Source organism: Nocardioides sp. OK12, assembly GCF_024341885.1.
Classification (GTDB): domain Bacteria; phylum Actinomycetota; class Actinomycetes; order Propionibacteriales; family Nocardioidaceae; genus Nocardioides; species Nocardioides marinisabuli.
In genome coordinates this window covers 650,500-675,515 of the sequence record NZ_BNET01000001.1, presented here as the reverse complement: position 1 = coordinate 675,515, position 25,016 = coordinate 650,500, and the positions used below count along the sequence as shown (strand labels likewise).

The window sequence follows — 25,016 nt, the reverse complement described above, 5'->3', positions numbered from 1 at the left end:
ACCCGGCCCGGATCTCTCGTCGACCCGGCTGGCTCCTCCGCTTGACCCGGCCGCGCCCGCCCGCAGCAGAACCCGGGCGGGTCCGCGCCGGGTCGGTGGGAGGTTTGCGCCGGGTCAGCGCGAGATTCGCGCCGGCTCGGTGCGAGGTTTGCGCCGGGTCAGCGCGAGGTTCGCGCCGGGTCGGTGGGAAGTTTGCGCCGGGTCAGCGGGCGGCCTGGGTGAGGGCCCGGGCGGCGCGGTCGCGCTCGGCCTCGGCCTCCTCGAGGGCGGCCTGGGCCTCGTCACGCTCGTCCTCGGCCTCCCCCAGCTCGTCGTCGACGTCCTCGCTGGTCGACTCCAGCTCGGCCAGGCGCCGGCGCAGCTCGTCGATCTCCGACTGCACCTGCAGGCCGCGGGCCTCGAGCTCCTCGACCCGCGCGCCGGCCTCCTCGCGGGCCTCGCGAGCCCGGGCCAGCTCCTCGTCGGCCGCCTCGAGCGCCTCCTCGGCCTCGGCGCGGGCGCGCTCCTGCGCCTCCGGGTCGGGTACGACGTGCAGCTCGGGCCGCGGGGGCGCCTCGGCGGGGGCGGCGGCGCGGGCCTCGAAGCCGAGCGCCTGCGGCAGCGCCAGCGCCGCGGCCACGTCGACGTCGTCGACGCCGGTGGTCTCGAGCGGGGCCACGAGCAGCCCGCTGCGCACGGCGCGGGCGCAGTCGGCGTCGACCATGGCCGCGGTCAGGGTGGCCTGCACCTGCTCGGCGACGGCCTCGGTGACGCGCAGCCCGTGCTCGCGGGCCAGGCCGCGGGCGGTGGTGGTGACGGCAGCGGTGAGCTGGCGGCGCTGCTTGGTCAGCGTGCGCAGCTCGTCGGCCGACATCGAGGCCTGGGCCTCGCGCAGCGCGGCCCCGACCGAGAGCACCTGCTCGACCTGCTCGGTCTCGTGGCGCACCAGCAGGTCGACGACCCACGCGGCGGTGGTCGGCTTGCGCAGGGCCTTGAGGTCGCGGGCCAGGTCGCTGCCGCGGTGCTGCTTGACCAGGGCGTCGCGCGAGGCGGTGAACTCGCCCAGCGGCAACCCGTAGAGGTCCTCGGCCAGGTCGAGGAGCGACGGCGCGTCGGCCTGCTCACTCATCGTCGAGGCCACGCTCGATCGCCCACCGGGTCAGCTCGACGCGGTTGTGCATCTGCAGCTTGCGCAGCGTGTTCTGCACGTGGTTCTGCACCGTGCGGTGCGAGAGCACCAGGCGCTCGGCGATCTGCTTGTAGGACCAGCCCTTGGCGACCATCCGCAGGACCTCGGTCTCCCGCTCGGTGAGCTCGGGGTGCCCGGCGCCCGGGTCGTCGTCGGGGGTGTCGGAGAGCCGGCGGTACTCCCCCAGCACCAGCCCCGCCAGGCCCGGGGTGAAGACGGGGTCGCCGACGGCGACCGCCGCGACGGCGGCGAGCAGCTCGGCCTTCGAGGCCGACTTGACCAGGTAGCCGGTGGCGCCCGCCTTGACGGCGGCCAGCACGTCGGCCTGCTCGCCGGAGGCCGAGAGGATCAGCACCCGTGCCGACGGGTCGACCGCGAGCACCCCGGCTGTGACCTCGACGCCGCTGGGCCCGGGAATCTGCAGGTCGAGGACGACCACCTGGGGCCGGGCGGCCGGGAACCGTGCCAACGCCTCGTCGCCCGTGGCGGCGACCGCCACGACGTGGTGCCCGGCCGCGGCGAGGTCGCGCTCCACCGCGTCGCGCCACATCGGGTGGTCGTCGACCACCATCACGCGCAGCGGCGCGACGGGCTCGGCGTCGAAGGGTGTGACGGCGCTCATGGCGCCGACCCTATGCCGCGCGAGCCCCGGGCCCCGGGATCAGGGCCCCGAGGTCAGGTCCAGGGTCAGGCCCCAGGGTCAGGGCCCAGGGTCAGGGCGTGGTGCCGCCGGCCTCTCCGAGCCGCAGGTAGCGCCCCCGCCGGTGCCCCAGCGCACCGCCCGGCCCGTCGTCCTCGCCGACCACGACGTGCGCGAGGCGGCAGGTCACCTCCAGCGACCAGCCGACCTGGCGCTGGTCCTCCACCTCGACACCGGCCCACGTGGGCGCCAAGACTGGCCGCGGGCCCCAGTCGGTCTGCTCGAAGTCGGTCAGCCGGAAGGGCCCACCCGGCGCGGGTGCGGTGCCGGCGAAGGCGTCGGCGAGGTAGCGGTGCTCCCAGGCCAGCAGCGAGACCACGGCCCGCCCGGTGTCCAGCAGGGTGCCGGTCAGGTCGGCGTCGGGGTCGAGCAGCGCCAGCAGGCTGGGCCGCTCGCCGTGGGCCAGCATCAGCGAGGTGACCGTGAGCCCGTCGCGCAGCGCCCCCTCGCCCGCGGCCCACAGGGTGACGGCGCCGCCGAGCCGCCCGCGCAGCCGGCGTACGGGGTCGGGGTCGGGGTCGGCGAAGGGGTGCGAGTCGTGGATGGTCATCGCGGCACCACCAGCTCCCACTCGGTGCCGAAGGAGCCGGTGGTCAGCGTGGCGCTGCCGCCGAGGTCGTGCAGGCGCCCGCGCACCGAGCCGCTGACGCCCATCCGGCCCTCGGCCTCGGCCTGCTCGAGGCGGCCCTCGGGGATGCCCGGGCCCTCGTCGCGCACCGACACCTCGACCCGGTCGGGCAGGTCCTCGAGCAGGACCCATGCCCGCGGCGGCGCGCCGTCGTCACCCGGCGGCACGTGCCGCTGCACGTTGTCGAGGCAGGCAGCGACCGCGGCGGCCAGCTCGGTGGCGGCGGCGGACTCGAGGCGCACCGGTCCGGCCGGCACCACGACCTCGACGCCCGGACGGCGCCCCAGCAGCGTCAGCTCGGCGGCCAGGTCGACCACGCGCGCCGCACCCGCTGCACCGGGCGCACCGGGGACGGCGCCGGGGACCGGCCCGACCGCGTCCTGGGTGCGGATCAGCCCGCGCAGCACGCTCTCCTGCTCGCCCGCCAGCCGGGCCAGCTCCTCGCCCTGCTCGCCGAGCTCGTGGCCGCGGCGCTGCACCAGCGCCAGCACCTGCAGCACCCCGTCGTGGACCGCGCGGGCCAGGCGGGTGCGCTCGGCGGCGGCCGCGGCCGCCCGCTCGGCGCGGTCGCGCTCGGTGGCCATCTGCTGCAGCGAGGCGGCCAGGTAGCCCACGATCGGGCCGCCGATGAGCAGCAGGAAGACGTTGCCGTAGACCGACTGGCTGACGTCCTGGCGCACGGCCAGGTCGGTGCCGGCCAGCACCACCGCGGCGACCAGCCCGCCCTGCCAGCGCAGGTGCGCGGCCCAGGCCAGCAGCGCCGCCATCACCCAGAAGCCGGGCACCGAGGCGTTGAAGTCGGCGCCCTTGACCAGCGGGGTGGCCACCATCGCCGCGACCGCGACCGCCAGGTCGGCGACCAGCAGCGGCCAGCCGCGGCGGGCGTGGTCGGCGTACCAGTGCCCGGCCAGCAGCGTCCACAGCACCAGCACCGCGACCACGCCCATGCCCAGCAGCGGCCGCTCGAAGTTGTCGTAGCGGTAGACGTTGAGCACCACCGCGTTGGCCAGCACCACCCAGCGCAGCCAGGCCAGCGCCTGGAGGAGGCGGTCCTCCACGGCGACGGCGGCGGGGTCGGTGGCCCCCCGGAAAGCCTCGGCGAGGCGGGTCAGGACGCCTTCTTCTGCTCGGCCGCCTTGGCGGCGGCGGCGTCCGCCTTCTTCGACTCCTCCTTGGCCCGGGTCGCGTACATGTCGACGTACTCCTGGCCGGAGAGGCGCATGATCTCGTACATGATCTCGTCGGTGATCGAGCGCAGGATGTAGCGGTCGTTCTCGAGACCCTCGTAGCGCGAGAAGTCCAGGGGCTTGCCGAAGCGGACCACGGGGCGGGTGAAGGTGCCGAACTTCTTGCCCGGCGGGGCCACCACGTCGGTGCCGACGACGGCGACCGGCACGACCGGCACACCGGTCTCGAGCGCGAGCCGCGCGACGCCGGTCTTGCCGCGGTAGAGCCTGCCGTCGTGGGAGCGGGTGCCCTCGGGGTAGATGCCGAAGAGGCCGCCCTCGCCCAGCACCCGCTTGGCCGACAGCAGCGCACCGGCCGCGGCGTCGGCGCCGGCCCGGTCGATGGGCACCTGGCCCGAGCCGGAGAAGAAGGTCTTCTGCAGCCAGCCCTTGAGCCCGGTGCCGGTGAAGTACTCGGCCTTGGCCACGAAGGTCACCCGGCGCGAGAGGGTGAGCGGCATGAACAGCCAGTCGGCGTAGGAGAGGTGGTTGCTGGCCAGGATCGCCGGGCCCTCGTCGGGCACGTGCTCGCAGCCCTCGACCTGGGGGCGGAAGACGATGCGCAGGAGCGGGCCGAGAGCCACCCACTTCAGGAACCAGTAGAACACCGAGACAGCCTCCCGACCGCGAACCGACGACCGCCGCAGGAGCCTCCTGCGGCGCGCGCTCAGCCTAGGGCATGATCTCGCGCATGACTGATGCGTCGGCACCGCCCGTGCACCCGCTGGCCTCCCCGTTCGCCACCGACCCGCGGCCCGACCTGACCGGCGGGCGCCGGGTCGGCGTGCTGCTCAGCCACGGCTTCACCGGCCAGCCGGCCTCGATGCGCCCGTGGGCCGAGGCCCTGGCCGAGAAGGGGTACGCCGTCGAGGTGCCGCGCCTGCCCGGGCACGGCACCACCTGGCAGGACCTCAACACCTACCGCTGGGACGACTGGTACGCCGAGCTGCGCGAGGCGCACCGCCGGCTCGTCGAGCGCTGCGACCGGGTCGTGCTGGCCGGGCTGTCGATGGGTGGCGCGCTGGTGCTGCGCCTGGCCGCCGACACCGCCTCGGCGACCGAGGTGGCCGGGGTGGTCGTGGTCAACCCCGCGGTCTCCAGCAAGCGCCTCGACGTCAAGCTGCTGCCGGTGCTCAAGCACGTGGTGGCCTCGTTCCCCGGCATCGCCGACGACATCAAGAAGCCCGGCGTCTCCGAGCACGGCTACACCCGCACCCCGCTCAAGGCGGTGCACTCGATGATGCAGGCGTGGCCCGGCCTGGTCGCCGACCTGCCCCAGGTCACCGCTCCCCTGCTCTACGCCCGCTCGAGCGTCGACCACGTGGTCGACGAGTCCTCCGAGCCGCTGATCACCTCGCGGGTCTCCTCGCGCGACGTGAGCGTGCTGCGGCTCGAGGAGAGCTACCACGTGGCGACCCTCGACAACGACCTGCCGCTGCTCATCGAGGAGTCGGCCGCCTTCGTCGCCCGGGTGACCTCGGACTGAGGGCCACCACCTACGCTCGCAGTGTGCACCGCGAGGACGACGACGAGGCCTGGCGCGCCATCGTCGAGAACTTCGGCGAGCGCGCCGATCTCGACGACGGCGAGCCCGCTCCCGGCCACGACGAGCGCGCCCGCCCGGAGGGCCCCGAGGGTGCCGAGGGCCCCGACGAGGACCTGGTCCGCCCCGCGCGACCCGAGCCGGGTGCCGCCGCCGAGCCCAGCCCGGAGCCGACCCCGCAGCCGACCCCGCCGGTCGACGACGAGGACCGCTTCGTGCCGCCCGACCCCGGCCCGCTGCCGGTGCCCGCGCCCGACCGCGGGATCGCCTGGATCGGCGTGTTCGGCGCGCCCGTGGTGCTGCTGGTCTCGCTGCTGGTCGGCATCGACCTGCCGCGCTGGGTGGGCTGGCTGATGGTGGCCTGGTTCGTGGGTGGGTTCGTCTACCTGGTGCGCCAGATGCCCCACGAGCCCCGCGACCCCTGGGACGACGGCTCCCGCATCTGACCGGGGTGCCGGGCGGTGCGCCCGCGGGCGCCGTACGCCGGGCTCAGGCGCGCGGTCGCGCGTGGCGGCCCAGGCCCTCGCGCACCAGGTCCGCGGCGCCGACCACACCGGCCTCCGGGCCGTAGCGGGCCCGCAGCAGCGGCGGCACCACGCGGTGCGGCGCCCCCACCAGCGAGCGGCCCAGGGCCGCGCGGGCGGGCTCGAGCAGCAGGTCGCCCGCGGCCGACACCCCGCCGCCGACCACCACCACGCTGGGGTCGAAGCAGGCGACGAGGTTGGCGGCACCGATGCCGAGCCACTCCCCGACCTCGGCGTACGCCGCCAGCGCGGCCGGGTCGCCCGCGTGCGCGGCGTCGGTGACCATCGGCCCGGTGACCGCGGCCAGGTCGCCGGCGCAGGCCGAGGCCAGCGGGCCGTCGGCTGCCATCGCGGCGCGGGCGGCGCGCACCAGGGCGTTGCCGCTGCAGTACTGCTCCCAGCAGCCGTGCCCGCCGCACTCGCAGTCGCGCCCATCGGGCACGACCCGGGTGTGCCCGAACTCGCCGGCCATCCCGTTGCGGCCGCGGTGCAGCGCGCCGCCGACCACGAGGGCACCGCCGATGCCGGTGCCGAGGGTCAGCACGAGCGCGTCGGCCGCGCCGAGCGCCGAGCCGTGCGCCGACTCGGCGCGCGCGGCGCAGTTGGCGTCGTTGTCGAGGAAGACCGGCACGCCCCACCGGTCGGTGAGCCGGGCCCGGACCTGGTGGCCGCGCCAGGGCAGGTGCGGGGCGAAGGCGACCCGCTCCCCCGCGGCGTCGACGAACCCGGCCGCGGCGAGGCCGACGCCGGCGACCCGGCGCCCGTCGGCGACCTCGAGCACGGCCTCGGTCAGGGCGTCCTCGAGCAGCGCGACGTGGACCCGCCGTCCGGGGGTGGCGCGGCGAGCCACCCGGGTGACGGTGCCGTCGATGGCGACCTCGGCGGCCATCACCTTGGTGCCCCCGACGTCGACCCCGATGACGACGGGGCGCAGCGCGCCCGACCCGGCCGGCGTGAGCGTCACGGCGACGTGTGCCCGCTCAGATGCGGGCGAGGTCGGCGGCGCCGATCAGCCCGGCACGGTTGCCCAGGCGGGCCTTGCGGATCTCGAGGGTGGGGCGGTGCCCGCGACCGGTGAGCTGGGCGGCGAAGGCGGCGCGGATCGGGTTCAGCAGCAGGTCGCCGGCCTCGCTGACGCCGCCGCCGATGACCACGGCGGCCGGGTCGAGCACGGCGGTGAGCGAGGCGATGCCTTCACCGAGCCAGCGGCCGAGCTCGGCGAGCTGCTCGATCGCGAAGGGGTCGCCGGCGCGCGCGGCCTCGGTGATGAGCGGCCCGGTGATGGCCTCGGGGTCGCCGCCGGCCAGGTCGAGGACGCCGCGGGCCAGCAGGGAGCCGCCCGACGCCGCGGCGCGGGCCTCGCGCACCAGCGCCGAGCCGGAGGCGTACTGCTCGAAGCAGCCGCGGTTGCCGCAGCCGCAGAGGATGCCGTGCGGGACCACGCGCATGTGGCCGATCTCGGCGCCGACGCCGAAGGCGCCGCGGTGCAGCGCGCCGTCGAGGACGATGCCGCCGCCGACGCCGGTGCCGACGGTGACCAGCAGGAGGTCCTCGACGTCGTGGCCGGCCCCGAAGCGGAACTCGCCCCACGCGGCGGCGTTGGCGTCGTTCTCGATCACGACCGGCAGGTGGACGCGACGCTCGAGGTCGGCGCGCATCGCGACGTCGCGCCAGGCGATGTTGGGGGCGAACATGACCACCGAGCGGGAGCGGTCGACGTACCCCGCGGCGCCGATGCCGACGGCGCTCACGTCGTGGCGCGAGCCGAGCTCGTGGACCAGCCCGGCGACGGCGTCCTCGATGGCCTCCTCCGAGCTGGCCGGCGACACCACCCGCAGCTCCTCGAGGATGGTGCCCTGCTCGTCGACGACGCCGCCGGCGATCTTGGTGCCACCGATGTCGATGCCGCAGGTCAGGCTCATGTGGGGTCTCCGGGGTCGGGCTGGGTGTCGGACGGGTCCGGGGAAGTCTCGGACGCGGGCTGGTCGTCGGGCCAATTCTCGTCGAGGTCGATCGTCTCCACGTCGCGTCCGCGGCCCGACGGCGGCGTGGTCGCCATCATCGCGGCGGCCGCCTGCACCAGCGAGGAGGCGGCCGCCCCCAGGTGGGCGCGGACCTCGGGGCTGACCTGGCGCACCGCGTGCACGCCGCGGCACACCGGGCACCAGCGGCACTCCGGCGCACCGGTGGCGAGGTGGTCGTCGAGCGCCTCGCCGAGGTGGGCCCGCACCTGCGCGGCCGCGTCGACGGCATGGCCGGCCAGCCCGGCGAGGTGGGCACCCAGGTCGCCCAGGTCGCCCTGCGCGGCGCGCGCCCCGGCGGCGCCCAGGTCCCCCAGGTCGCCGAGGTCGCCGAGGTCGCCGGCCTGGTCCTGGGCCCAGTCGGTGAGCGCGCCGAAGAGCTTCGCGGCCTCCTCGGCCAGGGAGCCGACGTCCTCGGGGCCGCCGGTGTCGCCGGGGCCGCCGGGGGGCTGCTCGCCGCTCACCGCGCCGCCTCCCGTCGTACGTCGCCCGTGGGCGCGGCCGGCTGGTCGGGCTCGACGAAGCGCACCTGGAGGCCGCCCGCCACCACCCGGGCGCCCGCGACCCGCAGCCGCGCGAGGCCGGCGGGCAGGGTCAGCAGCCGGCGGTAGGACCCCACGGTGAGCACCAGCTCGTCGCCGTTGCGGGCCAGGTCGACCTCGGCGCGGCTGACCAGCGGCAGGGCCAGGCGCAGCACGGCGCCGCCGGCGGTGCGCTCGACGTTGAAGGGGCCCTGGCCCGTCGGCACGGCCAGCGGGTCGGTGCCGGCGTACACCTGCTCGGCGAGGCGGCGCAGCGCCTCGACGCCCACGGGCTCCTCGGGCCGGTACTCCGAGCGCCACACCGGCAGCCCGGCGAAGGACTGGTCGACCTCCTCGAGCACGCCCGCCTGCGCGGCCACCCAGCCCGCGCGCCAGTCGTCGCCCTCGGCGGCGGGGAAGACCCGGTTGGCGACCACGCCGTCGACGCGGTAGCCGAAGAGGGACAGGTGGGTCCAGCTGCGCCGGGCCTCGGCGAGCACGACCTTCTCGGGGGTCAGCACCACGCGCACGCTCGCCTCGGGCCCCGAGAGCAGGGTGCGGACCTCGTCGAGCTCGGCGTGCAGCCGCTCGATGGCGTCGAAGACGTTGTCGCCGGGCATCGGCACCCCCACGCTGCGGGTGAGCACGGGCTTGAGGGCCTTGATGATGCGCCGCTCGGCGGGGAAGACGCGCTGCATGTACCAGCCCAGCGCCTCCGGCAGGGCCAGCAGCCGCAAGGTCTCGGCGGTGGGCGCGCAGTCGACGACCACGACGTCCCAGCGGCCCGACAGCGCCTGCTGGCGCAGCTCGAGCAGGGCCAGGACCTCCTCGGCGCCCGGCAGCACCGTGAGCTCCTCGGCGGCGACGGGATCGACGCCGGCGACGTCGAGCACCGAGAGCAGGTAGTGCTGCACCTCGGTCCACGACTGCTGCAGCTTGCGCTGCGCGTCGACCTGCTGCACGAAGAGGTCGGGCGCGACCGGCGTGGGCTCGGGGCCCGCGGTCACCCCGAAGGCGTCGGCCAGGGAGTGCGCGGCGTCGGTGGAGAGCACCAGGGTGCGGTGCCCCGCGGCCGCGGCGAGCGCCGCGGTGCCCGCGGCGACGGTCGACTTGCCGACCCCGCCCTTGCCGGTGAACAGCAGGATGCGCACGCAGCGGCCCCGCTCAGCCGAGCGACTCGACGCGCTTCTTCAAGCCCTTCAGCGCCGTGTCGATGAGGATCTTCTCGCCCTTGCGCTTGAGCATGCCGATGAGCGGGATCGAGACGTCGAGCGCGAGCCGGTAGGTCACCTCGGTCGCGCCGTCACGCTCGCGCAGCACGTAGGCGCCGTCGAGCGCGCGCAGCATCTTGCCCTCGACCAGGGTCCAGGTGACCTGGCGGTCGCCGTCCCACTCGTAGGCCAGCGTGTACTCGTCCTTGATCGGCGAGACGTCGAGGGAGAAGAACACCTCGCGGGCCCGGCCGGCGTCGGGGCCGGAGTCGATGGTGGAGCGCACCTCGGCGGTCTTCACACCCTTGGCCCAGGCGGGGTACGCCGGGAAGTCGGCGATCACCGCCATGACCTGCGCTGCCGTGGCGTCGATCACGATCGACGAGGTGGTCTGCTCGGCCATCTGGCTGCCCCCTGTCCCTCCGGGTGGTGACCCGGGTCTCGCCCCGGAGTGCGCGGCGACTGTACCGGATGGGCCGCCACCTCGCGGCGGCGGTAACGTGCCGTGCGCGTCCCGCCCCGAGCCGCGGCGGGCGTGCTCGCCGAGGCGGGCATGACCGCGCGCTCGACCGGACCGGATTCGTGAGCATGAAGGAGACAGACGTGCGTGAGTTCTCCACGCCCCTGACCATCGAGGTCCCCGCGACCGGCAACCTGACCGACGACGTCGTCACCAACGCCGAGCAGGCGCCCGACGCGGTCGTCTTCAGCCGGCCCGGCCCCGACGGGGACTGGCATGACGTCACCGCCGCCGCGTTCCTGGCCGAGGTCACCGGCGTGGCCAAGGGCCTGGTCGCCGCGGGCGTCGAGGCCGGCGACCGCGTCGCCCTGATCTCCAAGACCCGCTACGAGTGGACGCTGCTCGACTACGCGATCTGGTTCGCCGGCGCCGTCACCGTGCCGGTCTACGAGACCTCCTCCCAGGAGCAGGTCGGCTGGATCCTGCGCGACTCCGGTGCCCGCGCCGTGGTCGCCGAGGGCCCCGAGCACGTCGCCCGGGTCGCCGCGGTGCGCGGCGAGCTGAGCGAGCTCAACCACCTGTGGTCCTTCGCCGACAACGCGGTCGACGTGCTGACCCGCCTCGGCGAGGACATCTCCGACGGCGAGCTGGAGAAGCGTCGTACCAGCGCCACGCCGCTCGACCTGGCGACGCTGATCTACACCTCCGGCACCACCGGTCGCCCCAAGGGCTGCATGCTCACCCACGGCAACTTCATGTTCGAGCTGACCGTGGCCACCGACGAGCTCGACGCGCTCTTCGAGTCCGAGGGCGCGGCCACCCTGCTGTTCCTGCCGCTGGCCCACGTCTTCGCGCGCATCATCCAGATCGGCGCGGTCAAGAAGCGCGTGCGCCTGGGCCACAGCTGCGACATCAAGAACCTGCTGGCCGACTTCCAGGTCTTCCGCCCGACCTTCATCCTCGCGGTGCCCCGGGTCTTCGAGAAGGTCTTCAACACCGCCTCGCAGAAGGCCACCGCCGAGGGCCGCGGCGCGATCTTCGACAAGGCCGCCGAGACCGCGATCGCCTGGTCGCGCGCCCAGGACAAGGGACGGGTGCCGCTGCGGGTGCGCGCGGCCCACGCGGTGTTCTCGCGGCTGGTCTACGCCAAGCTGCGCGACGCCCTCGGCGGCCAGTGCGCGTACGCCGTCTCCGGTGGCGCGCCGCTCGGCGAGCGGCTGGGTCACTTCTACCGCGGCATCGGCGTCCACGTGCTCGAGGGCTACGGCCTGACCGAGACCACCGCGGCGCTGTGCGTGAACACCCCGGAGGCCACCCGCATGGGCACGGTGGGCCGCCCGATGCCCGGCACCGCGGTGCGCGTGGCCGACGACGGCGAGCTGCTCTTCCGCGGCGGCCAGGTCTTCGCCGGCTACTGGGACAACGAGCAGGCCACCGCCGAGGCGCTGGAGTCGGACGGCTGGTTCCACAGCGGCGACGTCGGCGAGGTCGACGACGAGGGCTTCGTGCGCATCACCGGGCGCAAGAAGGAGATCCTGGTGACCGCCGGCGGCAAGAACGTCGCCCCCGCGGTCCTCGAGGACCGCCTGCGTGCGCACGCCCTGGTCGACCAGTGCGTGGTCGTCGGCGACGGCCAGCCCTACATCGCGGCGCTGGTGACCCTCGACCGCGAGGTGCTGCCCGGCTGGGCGCAGGCCCACGGCAAGTCCGCCGACCCGGCCGCGCTCGTCGACGACCCCGACCTGCGCGCCGAGATCGAGAAGGCCGTCGACGACGCCAACAAGGCGGTCTCGAAGGCCGAGTCGATCCGCAGGTTCGTGGTGCTGCCCGACGAGTGGACCGAGGAGGGCGGCCAGCTCACCCCGAGCCTCAAGCTCAAGCGCTCGGTGGTGATGCGCGAGCAGCGCGCCCGCGTCGAGGAGCTCTTCGCCGCTCCCCCCGCCTGACCCGTTCGGCGGGGAAGGCCTAGTCACACCAGCCACATCCTTTACCCGAACGGTTCCCGAAACCGGCCACGGGGCCCGGCCGCCGTACCTAGCATTGGGTACGGAGGCGGGTGCACCTGTGCACCCGGGTCGACGGGCGGAGCATGGGGACCTCGCGTCAGTGCGGCCGTCAACGGGGAGGAATGCACTGATGGATCGTCGACGAGTACTGCTCATCGCCGCTGCGCTCGTCGCAGCGCTGGGCACCGTGCTGGTGCTGGTCTACGCGCAGGGGGCCGACAACCGCGCCCGCGACGCGTACGAGACCACCGAGGTCCTGGTGGTCACCCAGCAGATCGAGCGCGGCGAGAGCGTCGCGACCGCCGCGGCCGGCGGCAAGCTGGCCCTCGAGCCGGTCGCCCGCGGGCAGCTGCTGCCCGGCGCGCTGACCACCACCGAGGGGGTCGAGCAGTCGGTCGCGATGACCACGATCTACCCCGGTGAGCAGGTCGTGCCGCAGAAGCTGGGCGCCAGCGCGGTCGAGGAGACCCGCCTGCAGATCCCCGACGAGGGCGACATGGCCATGTCGATCAACCTCACCGACCCCGCCCGCGTCGCCGGCTTCGTCAACCCCGGCTCCGAGGTCGCGGTCTTCGTCAACGGCACCGACGCCACCACCGGCCAGCCCTACAGCCGGGTGCTGCTGACCCGGGTCACGGTGATCGCCGTCGGCTCGACCACCCCGATCACCACCACGACCACCACCGAGGGCCAGGACGGCGAGCAGGTCGCCGAGACCCTGCCCCGCACCCTGATCACGCTCTCGGTCAGCCAGCCCCAGATGCAGCGGGTGCTGCTCGGCCAGAGCCAGGGCGAGCTGTCCTTCGCGCTGCTCACCGAGGACTCCAAGGTCAAGGTCGCGCCGCCCACCACCCCGCAGAACCTCTTCCAGGGCTGAGTGCCGTGCCTGTCGTCGCCGACACCGAGGACGCAGTGATCACCGCCCTGCTCGACGTCCTGCCCCCCGGCAGCCAGGGCGTCGACTCGGTCGAGCGCATGCGTGCCTGGCTCGACCTGCACCCCGACGAGTACGTCGTCGTCCTGGGCCCCCACCTCGACCTCGACGACGCGCTGAAGGTCTGCGAGGACCTGCGCACCACCCGCCCCACCGTCAGCGTGGTGCTGGTGCGCTCCGAGCTCGACACCGGCGTGCTGACCCGGGCGATGCAGGCGGGTGCCCGCGACGTGGTGCCCGAGGGCGACCTGCCCGGGCTCGCGTCGTCGGTCGGGCGGGCCCACGAGCTGCACGTCGCCCTGCGCGGGCCGGCGGGTGCCCACCAGGTCGGTCGCGTGGTCACCGTCTTCTCCCCCAAGGGCGGCGTCGGCAAGACCACGATGGCGGTCAACCTGGCACTGGCGCTCTCCGACGGGGGCGCCCGGCGCGTGTGCCTGGTCGACCTCGACCTGGCCTTCGGCGACGTGGCGATCACCATGCAGCTCTTCCCGACGCACTCCATCGAGCACGCGATCGGCTCGGAGCAGGACCTCGACGTCGAGCAGCTCGACGGGCTGCTGACCCGCCACGCCCAGTCGCTGATGGTGCTGGCCGCGCCGGCCCACCCCGACGCCCGCGAGCGGGTCACCCCGGCGCTGGTCACCCGGGTGCTGCGCACCCTGCGCGAGTCGTTCGACCACGTGGTCGTCGACACCGCGCCGGCCTTCGACGAGCAGGTGCTGACCGCCCTCGACGAGACCGACGAGTGCGTCATCGTGGCCACCCTCGACGTGCCCACGCTCAAGAACGTCAAGGTGGCGCTGGAGACCCTCGACATGCTCGACATCGCGCGCGGGCACCGGCACCTGCTGCTCAACCGCGCCGACGACGCGGTCGGGATCGGCCCCGAGAAGGTCGAGGCGATCCTCGGCATGCCGATCGCCACCCAGGTGGGCTCCTCGATCGAGATCGCGGCCTCCACCAACTCCGGGGTGCCGATCGTCGTCGACTCCCCGGACCACACCAGCAGCGCGGCGCTGCGCGCGCTGGCCGCGACCCTGTCGGGCGACAGCCTGCCCGCGCCCACCGGCGCCACCGGCGAGCAGCCGTCCGCCGACGCGGGCCAGGCCGGCCAGCCGGGCCAGCCCGACGCCACCGGCCGCGGCCGATCCCGCTTCCGGATGAGGAGACCAGGATGAGCAGCCTCTCCGACCGGCTGGCCGCGGCCCGCCGCGCCGACCTCGACCCCACCGAGCTGCCCGACAGCGCCGGCGCCGGCGCTGGTGCCTCCAGCGGCGTCGTACCGGCACCGGTGGAGGCGGCCCCCGCCGCGCCCCGGCGCAGCTTGGGCGGGCGCGAGGACGACCGGCTCGAGCAGCTCAAGGCCAGCGTCCACGTCGAGCTGGTCAAGCAGCTCGGCCCGCACCTCTACGACGCCGACATGGACACCGACGAGCTCGACCAGCGGGTCCGCTCGGTGCTGGCGGAGGTGCTCGGCAAGCAGGACCGTCCGCTCTCCAGCAGCGACCGCCACCGGGTCTCGCAGGAGATCAGCGACGACATCCTGGGCTACGGGCCGATCGAGCCGTTCCTGCGCGACCCCGACGTCTCCGAGGTGATGGTCAACGGCCACGACTCGATCTGGCTGGAGAAGAGCGGCCGGCTGGTGCCCGCCGCGGCGAAGTTCGCCGACGAGGACCACCTGCGCCGCACCATCGACAAGATCGTCTCGCGCATCGGTCGTCGCGTCGACGAGTCCTCGCCGATGGTCGACGCCCGGCTGCCCGACGGCAGCCGCGTCAACGCGGTCGTGCCGCCGCTGGCCGTCGACGGCTCGGCGCTGACGATCCGCAAGTTCGCCGCCGACCCGCTGACCGTGGCCGACCTGATCAGGTTCGGCTCGCTGTCCGACCAGACCGCCGACTTCCTCGACGCCTGCGTGCGCGGGCGGCTCAACGTGATCGTCTCCGGCTCCACCGGCGCCGGCAAGACCACCACGCTCAACGTGCTCAGCTCCTTCATCCCCGGCGACGAGCGGATCGTGACCATCGAGGACGCCGCCGAGCTGCAGCTCAAGCAGGACCACGTGGTGCGCCTGGAGTCGCGCCCGGCCAACATCGAGGGCAAGGGTGCGGTCTCGATCCGCGACCTGGTCAAGAACAGCCTGCGGATGCGTCCCGACCGGATCATCGTCGGTGAGGTCCGCGACGCCTCGGCGCTCGACATGCTCCAGGCCATGAACACCGGCCACGACGGCTCCATCTGCACCCTGCACTCCAACGGCCCGCGCGACACCCTGTCGCGGATGGAGACGATGGTGCTGATGGCCGGCATGGACCTGCCGGTGCGTGCGATCCGCGAGCAGGTGGCCTCCGCGGTCGACCTGATCGTCCACCAGACCCGCTTCAAGGACGGCACCCGCCGCATCACCCACATCACCGAGGTGGAGCGGATGGAGGGCGACGTCATCACGCTCCAGGACATCTTCGTCTTCGACTCCTCGCTCGGCTTCGACCGCGACGGCCGGTCGCTGGGGCGGCTGCGCGCCACCGGGCTGCGCCCGAAGTTCCTCGAGAAGATGGCCTACGCCAACGTGACCGTCGACCCGCTGCTCTTCGCCACGGACCGGATCTGATGCGCCCCCGGTCGCTGCCCCTCCTCCTGCTCCTGCTGGTCCTGCTCGGGGCCGGGCCGGCCGCCGCCGCGGGCACCGGCGGCGGGGCGAGCATCGCGTACGCCGAGCCCACGGCTGAGGGCGTGTCGCTGCTGGTCTCGGTGCCCGCCGGCGCCGACGTCGACCCGGCCTCGGTCGCGGTCACCATCGGCGGCCAGGACGTGTCGGCCCGGGCCGAGGCGGCCGGATCGGCCGGGTCGGCCGGCACGGTGCAGCGCAGCGCGGTGCTCGCGATCGACACCAGCAACTCGATGGCCGGTGAGCGGTTCGAGGCGGCCCAGCAGGCGGCCCGCGACTTCCTGGCCCAGGCCCCCGACGACGTGCTGGTCGGCGTGGTCACCTTCGCCGGCGAGGTCGCCACCCCCCAGGTGCTCACCGCCGACCGCGACGCCGCCCGCGCCGTCATCGACTCGCTGACCCTGAGCCGCGGCACCGCCCTGCACGAGGCCGTCCTGGCGGCCGTCGAGCTGGCCGGCACGGAGGGCCAGCGCACCGTGCTGGTGCTCTCCGACGGCGCCGACACCACCGCGACCCCGCTCGACGAGGCCGCCGCGGCGGTCGCGGCCGCCGAGGTCGGCCTCGACGTGATCTCGCTCCAGGGTGCCGACGCGCGGCTGCGCGAGCTGGCCGCCGCCGGCGACGGCCGCGTCGTACCCGCCACCAGCGAGGCGCTCGCGGCCGCGTTCGCCGCCGAGGCCGAGGAGCTCGAGCGCCAGCTGCTGGTCACTGCCGCGCTGCCGGCCGACCTCGACTCCACCGAGCAGACCGTGCGTGTCACCCTCGACTCCCCCGGCGGCCCGGTGGTCGCCGAGGCGTTCGTGCCGGTGGCCCAGTCGGTCGCCGGCGGCACCGGCGTCGACGACCTGGTCGCCACCGACAACGGCTGGAGCGCCCCCGGCTGGACGATCTGGGTGGGCGGGGCCGCCCTCGGCGTCGGTCTGGTCGCTCTCGCCGTGCTGCTGGTGCCGCGCCGCCAGGCCGCGCCCGGCCCCGCCGAGCGCGTCGACGCCTACGCCGCCGCCACGATGCGCCCCGGCACCCCCGTCGCCGCGCCGACCCGGGTCGACCCCGAGCAGGCGCTCGCCCAGGCCAAGCAGGCCGCCGGCCAGGTCCTGCGCCGCAACCGCGGGCTCGAGGCCCGCATCGCCGCCCGCCTCGAGGCCGCCGGCAGCGAGCTCAAGGCACCTGAGTGGCTGCTGGTCCACGTCGGCATCATCGTCGGCGCCGGCCTGCTCGGGCTGCTGCTCGGCGGCGGGTCGATCGGGGTCGCGCTGGTGCTGCTGGTGCTGGGCGCGCTCGGCCCGTGGCTCTACCTCGGCGTACGCCGCTCGCGGCGGCGCAAGAAGTTCGACGAGCTGCTGCCCGAGACCCTCGGTCTCATCTCCGGCTCGTTGTCGGCCGGCCTCTCGCTGAGCCAGTCGGTCGACACCGTCGTGCGCGAGGGGCAGGAGCCGATCGCGGGCGAGTTCCGCCGGGTGCTGGCCGAGACCCGGCTGGGCGTCACGCTCGAGGAGGCGCTCGAGGGCGTCGCCGAGCGGTTCGACAGCAAGGACTTCGAGTGGGTGGTCATGGCGATCCGCATCCAGCGCCAGGTCGGCGGCAACCTCGCCGAGCTGCTCGACACCGTGGCCGGCACGATGCGTGAGCGGGCCTACATGAAGCGGCAGGTCTCCGCGCTGGCCGCCGAGGGCAAGCTGTCGGCGTACGTGCTCGGCGGTCTGCCGCCCCTGTTCATGATGTACCTGTTCCTGACACAGCGCGACTACGTGATGATCCTCTTCACCGACCCACGCGGCCTCGTCATGCTCCTCGGGGCCGGGCTGTGGCTGGCGATCGGGGCGTTCTGGATGAGCAAGCTGATCAAGGTGGAGGTCTGAGATGGTGGTGCTGCTGCTCCTCGGCATCGTCCTGGTCGCTGCCGCGCTGGTGCTGCTCGCAGCCGCGACCACCACCGACGCCGAGGCGAGCGGGGTCGGCCGTTCCTTGGCGGTCCTGCAGGCGATGACCGACGCCCCGAAGGAGCTGACCACCGAGGTCGACCGTCCGTTCTCGGAGCGGGTGCTCGAGCCGCTGCAGGCCCGTGCTCTGGGCGTGGGCCGCCGGCTGTCCGGTGGCGACTCCGCCGACCGGATCCGCCGCAAGCTCGACCTTGCCGGCAACCCGGCCGGCTGGGACGTCGACCGGGTCGTCTCCGGCAAGGTCATCGGCGCCGTCGCCGGCCTGGCTGCCGGGCTCGTGCTCGGATTGCTGCTCGGTCTGTCCACGCCCACGTTCGTCGTGGTGGTCGTCGTGGGACTGGTGCTGGGCTTCCTCGCGCCGGGGCTGTACCTCTACCAGAAGGCCTACGACCGCACCCAGCGGATCACCAAGGACCTGCCCGACGCCATCGACCTGATGACGATCAGTGTCGAGTCGGGTCTCGGCTTCGACGCGGCGGTGCAGCAGGTGGCCCGCAACACCGAGGGGCCGGTCGCCGACGAGTTCGCCCGGGTGCTGCGCGAGATGCAGATCGGGCAGGGGCGCTCCGCCGCGCTGCGCGCGATGGCCGACCGCACGGACGTCGCCGATCTCAGGTCCTTCGTCAGCGCGATGGTGCAGGCGGACTCGTTCGGCATCCCGGTCGCCCAGGTGCTGCGGGTGCAGGCCGGCGAGATGCGCGTCAAGCGCCGCCAGCGAGCCGAGGAGAAGGCTCAGCAGGTGCCGGTGAAGATCACCGTGCCGCTGATCTTCTTCATCCTGCCGTGCCTCTTCGTGGCGGTGATGGGCCCGGCGGTCATCGGGATCATGGACGGTCTGGGATGATCCCACCGTGCTCCTAGCCCACCGCCAGGCCCTGCGCATCAACGCCGCCGCCCGTGCCTTCGTGCTGCTGGCGATCGGTGGACCGCTGCTGTGGGGCCGCGAGAGGGAAGAGCTCGTCGGCCTGGGCGTCCTGGGGGCGCTGTGGGTCGCGTTGTTCCTCCTCGAGCGCCGCTCCCAGCGCTACCCCCTCACCTTGACCGTCGTCGAGTCGGCAGCGGTGACCGTGACGTGCCTGCTCGCACTCAGCAGCTCCCCGGCCATCCTCGGTGCCCTCGCGGCGCCCCCCTTCGTGGCGGGGCTGCGCTGCGGCGCCAGGGGCGTGCTGACGGCACTCGGCACCGTCGTCGCCATGGCGGCACTGATGCTGGGCGGCGCGGAGGTGTCGCTGAACCAGGACGAGCTCCTCGCTGGCTTCACCTGGCTGACCATGGGCCTCGGTCTGGGGATGATCGCCGCCTTCCTGCGCTCCGCCCTCAGCGAACCCGACCCGCTGCTGCCCTACCGGCACGCCAGCGAGCTGCTGCACGAGCTCAACCAGCTCTCGGAGGGCCTCAGCTCCGGCCTGGAGCCGCGGAGCCTGGGCGGGGCGATCCTCAGCGCGGTGCGTGACGAGCTGCCGACAGCCGACCTGGTGCTCTACGTCGGCGACGACGAGCTGACGCCCTTGCTCAGCCGCACGCTCGACGACTCCGGCTCGACGCACACGGCGCTGCTCGCCCGTCTGGCGCAGCGTTCCGGGCGGCTCGAGACCGACGGCCAGACCTTCGCCTTCCCGTTGCGGCCCGACTCGCCCCAGCCCGGCATCATCGCCGGGGTCTTCTCCGACCGGCTCGACCCGGGCGCGCTCGACCTGCCCCGCACGGTGCGTCGGCTGACCCGGCAGCTCGAGGTCAGCACCGTGCACCTCGAGACAGCCCTGCTCTTCACCGCCTTCCGTGACGCCGCCACCGCCGACGAGCGCCGTCGCCTCTCCCGCGAGATGCACGACGGCGTGGCGCAGGAGATCGCCTCGCTCGGCTACCTGGTCGACGCGCTGGCCGCCGGCGCCACCTCACCCGAGCAGGCCGACCGCTTCGCGATGCTGCGCGAGCGGGTCACCGAGGTGGTCGCCGAGGTGCGCCGCTCGGTGATCACCTTGCGCACCACCGTCGGCGAGAGCGAGAGCCTGGGCGCCGCCATCGGCTCGCTGGCCCGCAACCTCAGCCAGCTCTCCGGCGTGGTCATCGAGGTCACCCTCGACGAGAAGTCCCAGCGTCTACGCGGAGAGGTCGAGGCCGAGCTGTTCCGGATCACCCAGGAGGCGCTCAACAACGCCGTCAAGCACGCCCAGTGCACGCTGATCCGCGTGCACTGCCACGTCAACGCGCCCGCTGCCAGCATCGCTGTGACCGACAACGGACGCGGCCTCGGCGACATCGGGCTGCCGCTCGACGCCCGAGCCGACTCCTACGGCCTGGGCATCATGCGCGAGCGGGCCGCCCTGATCGGCGCCCGGCTCGACATCGAGGAGCCGCCCGGCGGCGGACTCCGGGTGGCGGTCGCGGTACCGTCCGGTCACCGGGCCCCCACCCCCGGGCACGACAGCGAGTCCCCCCGAGAGGTCCAGGTGACGACATGAGCGAGTCGCAGACGAGAGTGATGCTGGTCGACGACCACCAGCTGATCCGCGACGGCCTCGGCGGCGTCTTCGAGATGCACGCCGACATGACCGTCGTCGGCACGGCCGGCTCGGTCACCGAGGCCCTCGCCCTCTTCGCCGAGCAGCGCCCCGAGGTCGTCGTCACCGACCTGCAGCTGCAGGACGGCACCGGCCTCGACATCGTGCGCGCCCTGCGTCGCGACCACCCCGAGGTCGGGCTGGTGGTGCTGACCATGCACTCCGGCGACGACCAGATCTTCGCTGCCATGGAGGCCGGCGCCTCCGGGTTCGTCGGCAAGGACGCCCCCTCCGACGAGGTGGTCAAGGCCGCCCGCCACGCCAAGGTCTCGCCTCGGTCGTTCATCTGCTCCGGCCTGGTCGGCGCGATGATGCGCCGCGGGGCCGCGGAGTCCTCACGACTGACCGACCGCGAGCACGAGGTGCTGGTGCTGCTCGCTGATGGGCTGGGAGCGTCGGCCATCGGCGACAAGCTCTACATGAGCGAGTCGACGGCGAAGTCGCACATCGCCAAGATCTACCAGAAGCTCGGCGCGGCCAACCGGGCCCAGGCCCTTGTGACTGCCATGCGGGTCGGGCTGCTGTCCTCGGTTCAGCGCAACCCGAGCTAGCGCTGCCCTGCCGCGACACGGCCTAGTCCGAACGGACTACGTCGACGGCGCACCTTCTCCCGATCCGCGACAGGTCGTTCCTCGGCATCCTTGAAACATCAGGTCCCACCCCCTGTTCGGGACCGTGTCTTGAGGGAGACCACCACATGCTTCAGTTTCTGATGACCATGATCGCCGGCCAGCGCGCCAAGATGGACGAGCGCGGCGCTTCCGCGGTCGAGTACGGCCTGCTTGTCGCCGGTATCGCTGCGCTAGTCGTCGGTGCTGTCTTTTTGCTTGGCGGAACAGTGACTAGCGCCTTCACCGAGACTGAGGGTTGCATCAAGGGCGAGGGAGCCAGCTGCTAAAGGTCTGTGTCCTGCGCAGTCCGCACCCAGGGCTAGCCTTAACGCGGCCGGAGGATGGCTGAAGTGCCAGACCCAGTACGGGTTCCAAGGCGACGTGTCGCTTAGGGACCGCACAGCCAGTTGACGTTGCAGCTCGATGAAGCCCTCCGGGTCCCCCGTGGCCCGGAGGGCTTCGACGTCCGCCCGGGTCTCCACGGTCCGGCTGATGCCGTTCTGGATCGGCGCGGCGAGCACCGTGCCGATCGCCAGCATGGCAAGCACGAGCGGCACGGTGCCCGCCTGCCGGACGTCACGCCGGCGCAGCAGCACCCCGGCCAGGCCCACCGCGGCCGCCACCCCCACCGCGCCCAGTACCGAGCCGACGAGCACGTCGTCGTGCTTGGCGTGCACCAGCTCGTGGGCCACCACCGACAAAGCCTGGTCCTCCGGCAGGTCGCGCACCAGGGTGTCGTAGAGCACCACCCGGCGGGTCTGGCCGAAGCCGGAGACGTAGGCGTTGAGCGTCGTCGTACGACGTGACGCGTCGGCGACGAGCACCTCGTCGACCTCGACCCCCTCGGCCTCGGCCAGCGCCAGCACGCTGCTGCGCAGCGACCCGTCCTCGAGCGGCTCGAAGTCGTTGAAGAGCGGCTCGACGAGCAGCGGGTAGACGAACGAGCCGAGGAGCACGAGCACGCCGAGCACTCCCCCGGCCACCGCGGGCCAGCGCCGCGGGAAGCGCCGCGCGCAGACCATCAGCGCCAGCAAGCCCAGGGAGGTCACCACCACCGTCAGCCCCTCGCGGACCGCGAGGTCGCGGGCGAAGCCCCACCACGACTGGGTGGACAGCCCCTCCTCCAGGACGCGCCGACGCACCAGCACCGCGAAGGGCAGGGTGAGCACCCTGCCGGCCACCTCGAGCAGCGCCACGACGAGCACCACCTGCGCCCACCAGGGTCCGGGCAGCCGCGCGACCAGCCGCCGACCGAGCGAGGTGAAGCCCGCGACCGCCGCCACCAACAGCGACAGGCCGAGCGACGAGAGGCTCCAGGTGCGCACCCAGTCGGAGAAGGACTCGGCACGCGCGATGTGGGCGGCGGTGAAGTAGTCCTCCGGGTCGACCGGGTCGGGGCGGCCGCCCGGCACCGGGTCCCAGGGCACCAGCCACCAGGCCAGCAGCGCGAAGAGGGACCCCGCGACCAGCAGCACCAGCCACGCCGTCCGCGTCTGCGCGCCCTCGCGGTGCTCGCCGGCCCGCTCCTGCTCGGTCACGCCGCGTCCGCCTGCTCGGCGAGCGAGCGCATCGCGTCACGCCAGCGCTCGACCAGCTCGTCACGGCTGAGGCCGACGACGTCGCGCAGTGCCGCGTCGAGGTCGTCGCCCGCGCCGACCGACCGGTAGAGCTCGACGAGCGCGTCCTCGCCGCCCGCGCGGGCCAGCTCGCGGGTGGCCAGCCAGGCGGCCTCGTACGACGCCCCGAGGTACGGCGCCCCCACGCCGAGCTCGGCGGGGCCGGGGAGGTCGTCGGGCAGCCCGTTCTCCTGCACCTGCTCGGCGAGCTGTGCGGCCACCTCGGTGTCGGGCAGGTCGACGTCGCGCAGGGCCACGTAGTCGGCGAACCCCTCCACCAGCCACAGCGGGGCCCGGCTCATCGGTGCGTCGCTCAGCGCGTGCGCCGCCTCGTGGCTCATCACCACCTGGGCCCCGACCTGCTTGAGCCGGCCCACCTCCGACGGGTTGACCAGCACGTGCAGCGGCCCGGCCTCCCGGACCTCGCCGTCGGGGCTGGTCGTCACCGCCGCGATGTCGGCGTAGGTGCCCTCCTCGGCGTCGAGCGCGGCGTCGAGGCCGGCAGCCGTGCGCGGGACCTCGACCACCAGCCGGCGCTCGACCTCGGGCAGCACCTCGCGGACCACCGGCAGCGCCCGGCGGGCCAGGCGGTCGTAGCGGGCCAGGTCGCGCTGGCTGCCGGCCACGGCCACCACCCGTGAGTCCGTACGCCGCACCCGCAGGTCGTCGCTCAGCCACAGCGGCGCGCGGCCCCCGGCGATCCCGGCCGCGGTGACGGCGACCCGGTCGCCGGTCGGCTCGGTGACGTTGCGCAGCGCGAAGAGCACCTCGCTGCGCGCCGGCGCGGGGTCGAAGCCGGCGATCTGCCAGGTCACGTCGACGACGGCCTGCCAGGCGCCGGTCGGGTCGGTGCCGCCGTCCTGGTCGACGTAGCGCAGCGTGACGCCCTCGAGGCCCAAGGCCTCGGCGTTCTCGACCACGTCGCGCAGCCGGTCCGCCGCGTCGGCGTCGCCGCTCGGGGCGAGCGCGGCGGCAGCGGCGGCGTCACCGCGCTCGATCGCGGCCTCGAGGTCGGCGAGCGCCAGCGCCGCCTGGCCGGGGCGCGCGGTCGGGGCCGCGCTGCCGCCGGGCGTGGCGACGTACGGGTCGTCGAGGGCACGCCAGGCGAGCCCGACCACGACCAGCAGCAGGGACAGCGAGAGGCCGACCACCCACCATCGTGGGCGACCGGCCTCTCGGCGTGCGGTGCTGGCCAGCGGATCAGCCGGGTCGGGTGGCCCCGACGAGGGGCATCGAGCGGACGCCGGTGATCTGGACACCGGTGCTGGGGTTGGCGGCGTGCACGATCTGGCCGTTGCCGATGTAGATGCCGACGTGGCTGATCGGGCTGTAGTAGTAGACCAGGTCGCCGGGCTGCAGCGCCGAGGTCGAGACCTTGGTGCCGCCGCCGTACTGGGCGCTGGAGGAGTGCGGCAGCGAGACGCCGGCCTGGCGCCAGGCCATCATCGTCAGGCCCGAGCAGTCGAAGGAGCTGGGGCCGGCGGCGCCGTAGACGTAGCTCTTGCCGACCTGGGCCAGCGCGTACTGCACCGCGGCCGCGGCGCGGCCCGAGGCGGGCACGGAGACCGGCGCGGTCTCGGTGCGCGAGGCGTCGCGCGAGACGACCGCCTCGCGGGCCTCGGTCTCCAGGCGCGAGAGCAGCGCCTCGGCCTCGTCGACCTTCTCGTCGATGGTCGCCTTCTCCTCGGCGAGCTCGGCCTCGACGTCGGCGAGCTCGGCGGCCTGGGCCGCGGTCGCCTGACGACGGATGTCGAGGGCCTTGACCTCGGTGGAGTAAGTGTCGAAGAGCTGGTCCTGCAGGCCGTCGTAGGCGCTCAGGGTCGACATCTGGGCCAGGAAGGCGCTGGGGTCGTCGGCGACGACGACCCGGCCGACGGCGGAGAGGTTCTGGCCCTGGTAGGTGCGCACGATCGAGTCGCGCACCTGCTCGCGGACCGCGCTCATCTGCTCGTCCTGGCGCTCCTGGTCGGCGCGCACGGCGTCGAGCTCGCGCTGGAGCTCCTCGAGCTCGATGCGGGCGTCGTTGTGGCGCTCCGAGGCCTGCTCGGCCTCGTGGTAGAGCCGGTCGACGCGTGCCTGCACGTCGTCGATGTCGGGCTCGGCCAGGGCCGGGCTGGCGGGGACGAAGGCCACCGCTCCGACGAGCAGGGCACCGGCGAAGGCCGTGGTCAGGCGCTTGTGACCGTGAAGCACGAGTGGGCGGTCTCCCTCAGCTATCGACGTCTGCCGGGTGAGCAGGAGGGTGCGACCCCACGACCGATGGTTCCCCGGCTCCGGGGTGCGGGCACCCCGGACTCGACGCGGTGTCCGCGCGGACCAGGACGATCCACTCCCACGGACACCAGCCACGGACGGTAATCGCTGCACGGCGCCGAGGCCAATCATGCGGCGCGCGTCGAACCACAAATGGTGTATCTGCGCGCCTCAGGAGCCACTCACGTCACAGGGACCCCACAGGACACGGCCGGCGGGCCCGTGGACCAGTCAGGCCGACTCGGCCTCGGGGCCGGTGACCGGCTCCACCAGCCGCAGCGGTGGCACCAGGCCGCCGGCGGCCAGCGCGTCGAGCGCCCGCCTCTCGTCGTCGTCGATGGTCAGCTCGGGCGGCGGCCCCAGCAGCACGGTGACCACGCAGTCGTGGCAGGACAGGCCTCGCACCACACAGGTGTCGCAGT

The 25,016-nt window shown here is 74.0% G+C and carries 25 protein-coding genes; 11 read left to right on the top strand and 14 right to left on the bottom strand.

Features of this window, described 5'->3' with window-relative positions:
- Positions 1-202 precede the first annotated feature (202 nt).
- The 5 genes from OCU29_RS03335 to OCU29_RS03315 all read right to left on the bottom strand — a co-directional run bounded on the left by OCU29_RS03335 (position 203) and on the right by OCU29_RS03315 (position 4,330).
- On the bottom strand, positions 203-1,108 hold the full coding sequence (locus OCU29_RS03335) for a hypothetical protein (RefSeq protein ID WP_261818772.1): 906 nt from the start codon (positions 1,106-1,108) through the stop codon (positions 203-205).
- Positions 1,101-1,790, bottom strand: coding sequence for a response regulator transcription factor (locus tag OCU29_RS03330; RefSeq protein ID WP_261818771.1), 690 nt, complete (start codon positions 1,788-1,790; stop codon positions 1,101-1,103). Before OCU29_RS03330 ends, OCU29_RS03335 begins: the two co-directional genes overlap by 8 nt.
- A gap of 91 nt (positions 1,791-1,881) precedes the next feature.
- Positions 1,882-2,418, bottom strand: a complete 537-nt coding sequence (locus OCU29_RS03325) for a flavin reductase family protein (RefSeq protein WP_261818770.1) — start codon at positions 2,416-2,418, stop codon at positions 1,882-1,884.
- On the bottom strand, positions 2,415-3,554 hold the full coding sequence (gene macS, locus OCU29_RS03320) for a MacS family sensor histidine kinase (protein ID WP_261818769.1): 1,140 nt from the start codon (positions 3,552-3,554) through the stop codon (positions 2,415-2,417). The genes OCU29_RS03325 and macS overlap by 4 nt, the downstream gene beginning before the upstream one ends.
- Before the next feature lie 50 nt (positions 3,555-3,604).
- On the bottom strand, positions 3,605-4,330 hold the full coding sequence (locus OCU29_RS03315; protein WP_261818768.1) for a 1-acyl-sn-glycerol-3-phosphate acyltransferase: 726 nt from the start codon (positions 4,328-4,330) through the stop codon (positions 3,605-3,607).
- Positions 4,331-4,413: 83 nt separating this feature from the next.
- Between OCU29_RS03315 and OCU29_RS03310 the strand changes: the two genes are divergently transcribed.
- A complete protein-coding gene (locus tag OCU29_RS03310; RefSeq protein WP_179616073.1) occupies positions 4,414-5,208 on the top strand; it encodes a carboxylesterase in 795 nt (264 codons plus the stop codon).
- Between the two features lie 23 nt (positions 5,209-5,231).
- Complete coding sequence (locus OCU29_RS03305) at positions 5,232-5,711, top strand: hypothetical protein (RefSeq protein ID WP_261818767.1); 480 nt, start codon at positions 5,232-5,234, stop codon at positions 5,709-5,711.
- Between the two features lie 43 nt (positions 5,712-5,754).
- Here OCU29_RS03305 and OCU29_RS03300 read toward each other — a convergent pair whose 3' ends face one another.
- The 5 genes from OCU29_RS03300 to OCU29_RS03280 are packed head-to-tail and all read right to left on the bottom strand — an operon-like array spanning position 5,755 to position 9,945.
- Entirely contained in the window at positions 5,755-6,753 is a 999-nt protein-coding gene (locus tag OCU29_RS03300) for an ROK family protein (protein WP_261818766.1), read from the bottom strand.
- 16 nt (positions 6,754-6,769) lie between these two features.
- Positions 6,770-7,711: an ROK family glucokinase gene (locus OCU29_RS03295; RefSeq protein ID WP_261818765.1), complete on the bottom strand. Its 942-nt coding sequence runs from the start codon at positions 7,709-7,711 to the stop codon at positions 6,770-6,772.
- Positions 7,708-8,274, bottom strand: coding sequence for a hypothetical protein (locus OCU29_RS03290; protein ID WP_261818764.1), 567 nt, complete (start codon positions 8,272-8,274; stop codon positions 7,708-7,710). The genes OCU29_RS03295 and OCU29_RS03290 overlap by 4 nt, the downstream gene beginning before the upstream one ends.
- Positions 8,271-9,482, bottom strand: a complete 1,212-nt coding sequence (locus OCU29_RS03285; RefSeq protein ID WP_261818763.1) for an ArsA family ATPase — start codon at positions 9,480-9,482, stop codon at positions 8,271-8,273. Before OCU29_RS03285 ends, OCU29_RS03290 begins: the two co-directional genes overlap by 4 nt.
- A gap of 13 nt (positions 9,483-9,495) precedes the next feature.
- Positions 9,496-9,945: an SRPBCC family protein gene (locus OCU29_RS03280; protein WP_261818762.1), complete on the bottom strand. Its 450-nt coding sequence runs from the start codon at positions 9,943-9,945 to the stop codon at positions 9,496-9,498.
- 200 nt (positions 9,946-10,145) lie between these two features.
- Between OCU29_RS03280 and OCU29_RS03275 the strand changes: the two genes are divergently transcribed.
- The 9 genes from OCU29_RS03275 (at position 10,146) to OCU29_RS19825 (ending at position 21,012) form a co-directional block, all read left to right on the top strand.
- Complete coding sequence (locus tag OCU29_RS03275) at positions 10,146-11,948, top strand: long-chain fatty acid--CoA ligase (RefSeq protein WP_261818761.1); 1,803 nt, start codon at positions 10,146-10,148, stop codon at positions 11,946-11,948.
- 190 nt (positions 11,949-12,138) lie between these two features.
- Entirely contained in the window at positions 12,139-12,885 is a 747-nt protein-coding gene (gene cpaB, locus OCU29_RS03270) for a Flp pilus assembly protein CpaB (RefSeq protein WP_179616066.1), read from the top strand.
- A gap of 5 nt (positions 12,886-12,890) precedes the next feature.
- Positions 12,891-14,120, top strand: coding sequence for an AAA family ATPase (locus tag OCU29_RS03265; RefSeq protein WP_261818760.1), 1,230 nt, complete (start codon positions 12,891-12,893; stop codon positions 14,118-14,120).
- Positions 14,117-15,556, top strand: a complete 1,440-nt coding sequence (locus OCU29_RS03260; RefSeq protein WP_261818759.1) for a CpaF family protein — start codon at positions 14,117-14,119, stop codon at positions 15,554-15,556. The genes OCU29_RS03265 and OCU29_RS03260 overlap by 4 nt, the downstream gene beginning before the upstream one ends.
- Positions 15,556-17,472, top strand: a complete 1,917-nt coding sequence (locus tag OCU29_RS03255) for a type II secretion system F family protein (RefSeq protein ID WP_261818758.1) — start codon at positions 15,556-15,558, stop codon at positions 17,470-17,472. Before OCU29_RS03260 ends, OCU29_RS03255 begins: the two co-directional genes overlap by 1 nt.
- A gap of 1 nt (position 17,473) precedes the next feature.
- On the top strand, positions 17,474-18,397 hold the full coding sequence (locus OCU29_RS03250) for a type II secretion system F family protein (protein ID WP_261818757.1): 924 nt from the start codon (positions 17,474-17,476) through the stop codon (positions 18,395-18,397).
- Positions 18,398-18,404: 7 nt separating this feature from the next.
- Entirely contained in the window at positions 18,405-20,015 is a 1,611-nt protein-coding gene (locus OCU29_RS03245) for a sensor histidine kinase (RefSeq protein WP_261818756.1), read from the top strand.
- Complete coding sequence (locus OCU29_RS03240) at positions 20,012-20,665, top strand: response regulator transcription factor (protein ID WP_261818755.1); 654 nt, start codon at positions 20,012-20,014, stop codon at positions 20,663-20,665. Before OCU29_RS03245 ends, OCU29_RS03240 begins: the two co-directional genes overlap by 4 nt.
- A 146-nt stretch (positions 20,666-20,811) precedes the next feature.
- Entirely contained in the window at positions 20,812-21,012 is a 201-nt protein-coding gene (locus OCU29_RS19825) for a Flp family type IVb pilin (protein ID WP_368858941.1), read from the top strand.
- Here OCU29_RS19825 and OCU29_RS03235 read toward each other — a convergent pair.
- From OCU29_RS03235 to OCU29_RS03220, 4 genes are all read right to left on the bottom strand, one after another.
- Positions 20,917-22,263, bottom strand: coding sequence for a M48 family metalloprotease (locus OCU29_RS03235; protein ID WP_261818754.1), 1,347 nt, complete (start codon positions 22,261-22,263; stop codon positions 20,917-20,919). The genes OCU29_RS19825 and OCU29_RS03235 overlap by 96 nt on opposite strands.
- Entirely contained in the window at positions 22,260-23,492 is a 1,233-nt protein-coding gene (locus OCU29_RS03230) for a hypothetical protein (protein WP_261818753.1), read from the bottom strand. The genes OCU29_RS03235 and OCU29_RS03230 overlap by 4 nt, the downstream gene beginning before the upstream one ends.
- 49 nt (positions 23,493-23,541) lie before the next feature.
- The gene (locus OCU29_RS03225) at positions 23,542-24,534 is read right to left on the bottom strand and encodes an NlpC/P60 family protein (RefSeq protein ID WP_258016938.1); all 993 of its coding nucleotides are present in this window, start codon (positions 24,532-24,534) and stop codon (positions 23,542-23,544) included.
- A gap of 291 nt (positions 24,535-24,825) precedes the next feature.
- Positions 24,826-24,999: a hypothetical protein gene (locus OCU29_RS03220; protein WP_368858940.1), complete on the bottom strand. Its 174-nt coding sequence runs from the start codon at positions 24,997-24,999 to the stop codon at positions 24,826-24,828.
- Positions 25,000-25,016 lie beyond the last annotated feature (17 nt).

Excerpts from the sequence above, each read along its gene's own strand:
- OCU29_RS03335 (WP_261818772.1), bottom strand. The coding sequence starts at position 1,108 with ATGAGTGAGCAGGCCGACGCGCCGTCGCTCCTCGACCTGGCCGAGGAC.
- OCU29_RS03330 (WP_261818771.1), bottom strand. The coding sequence starts at position 1,790 with ATGAGCGCCGTCACACCCTTCGACGCCGAGCCCGTCGCGCCGCTGCGC.
- OCU29_RS03325 (WP_261818770.1), bottom strand. The coding sequence starts at position 2,418 with ATGACCATCCACGACTCGCACCCCTTCGCCGACCCCGACCCCGACCCC.
- OCU29_RS03310 (WP_179616073.1), top strand. The coding sequence starts at position 4,414 with ATGACTGATGCGTCGGCACCGCCCGTGCACCCGCTGGCCTCCCCGTTC.
- OCU29_RS03295 (WP_261818765.1), bottom strand. The coding sequence starts at position 7,711 with ATGAGCCTGACCTGCGGCATCGACATCGGTGGCACCAAGATCGCCGGC.
- OCU29_RS03280 (WP_261818762.1), bottom strand. The coding sequence starts at position 9,945 with ATGGCCGAGCAGACCACCTCGTCGATCGTGATCGACGCCACGGCAGCG.
- cpaB (WP_179616066.1), top strand. The coding sequence starts at position 12,139 with ATGGATCGTCGACGAGTACTGCTCATCGCCGCTGCGCTCGTCGCAGCG.
- OCU29_RS03260 (WP_261818759.1), top strand. The coding sequence starts at position 14,117 with ATGAGCAGCCTCTCCGACCGGCTGGCCGCGGCCCGCCGCGCCGACCTC.
- OCU29_RS03255 (WP_261818758.1), top strand. The coding sequence starts at position 15,556 with ATGCGCCCCCGGTCGCTGCCCCTCCTCCTGCTCCTGCTGGTCCTGCTC.
- OCU29_RS03250 (WP_261818757.1), top strand. The coding sequence starts at position 17,474 with ATGGTGGTGCTGCTGCTCCTCGGCATCGTCCTGGTCGCTGCCGCGCTG.
- OCU29_RS03240 (WP_261818755.1), top strand. The coding sequence starts at position 20,012 with ATGAGCGAGTCGCAGACGAGAGTGATGCTGGTCGACGACCACCAGCTG.
- OCU29_RS19825 (WP_368858941.1), top strand. The coding sequence starts at position 20,812 with ATGCTTCAGTTTCTGATGACCATGATCGCCGGCCAGCGCGCCAAGATG.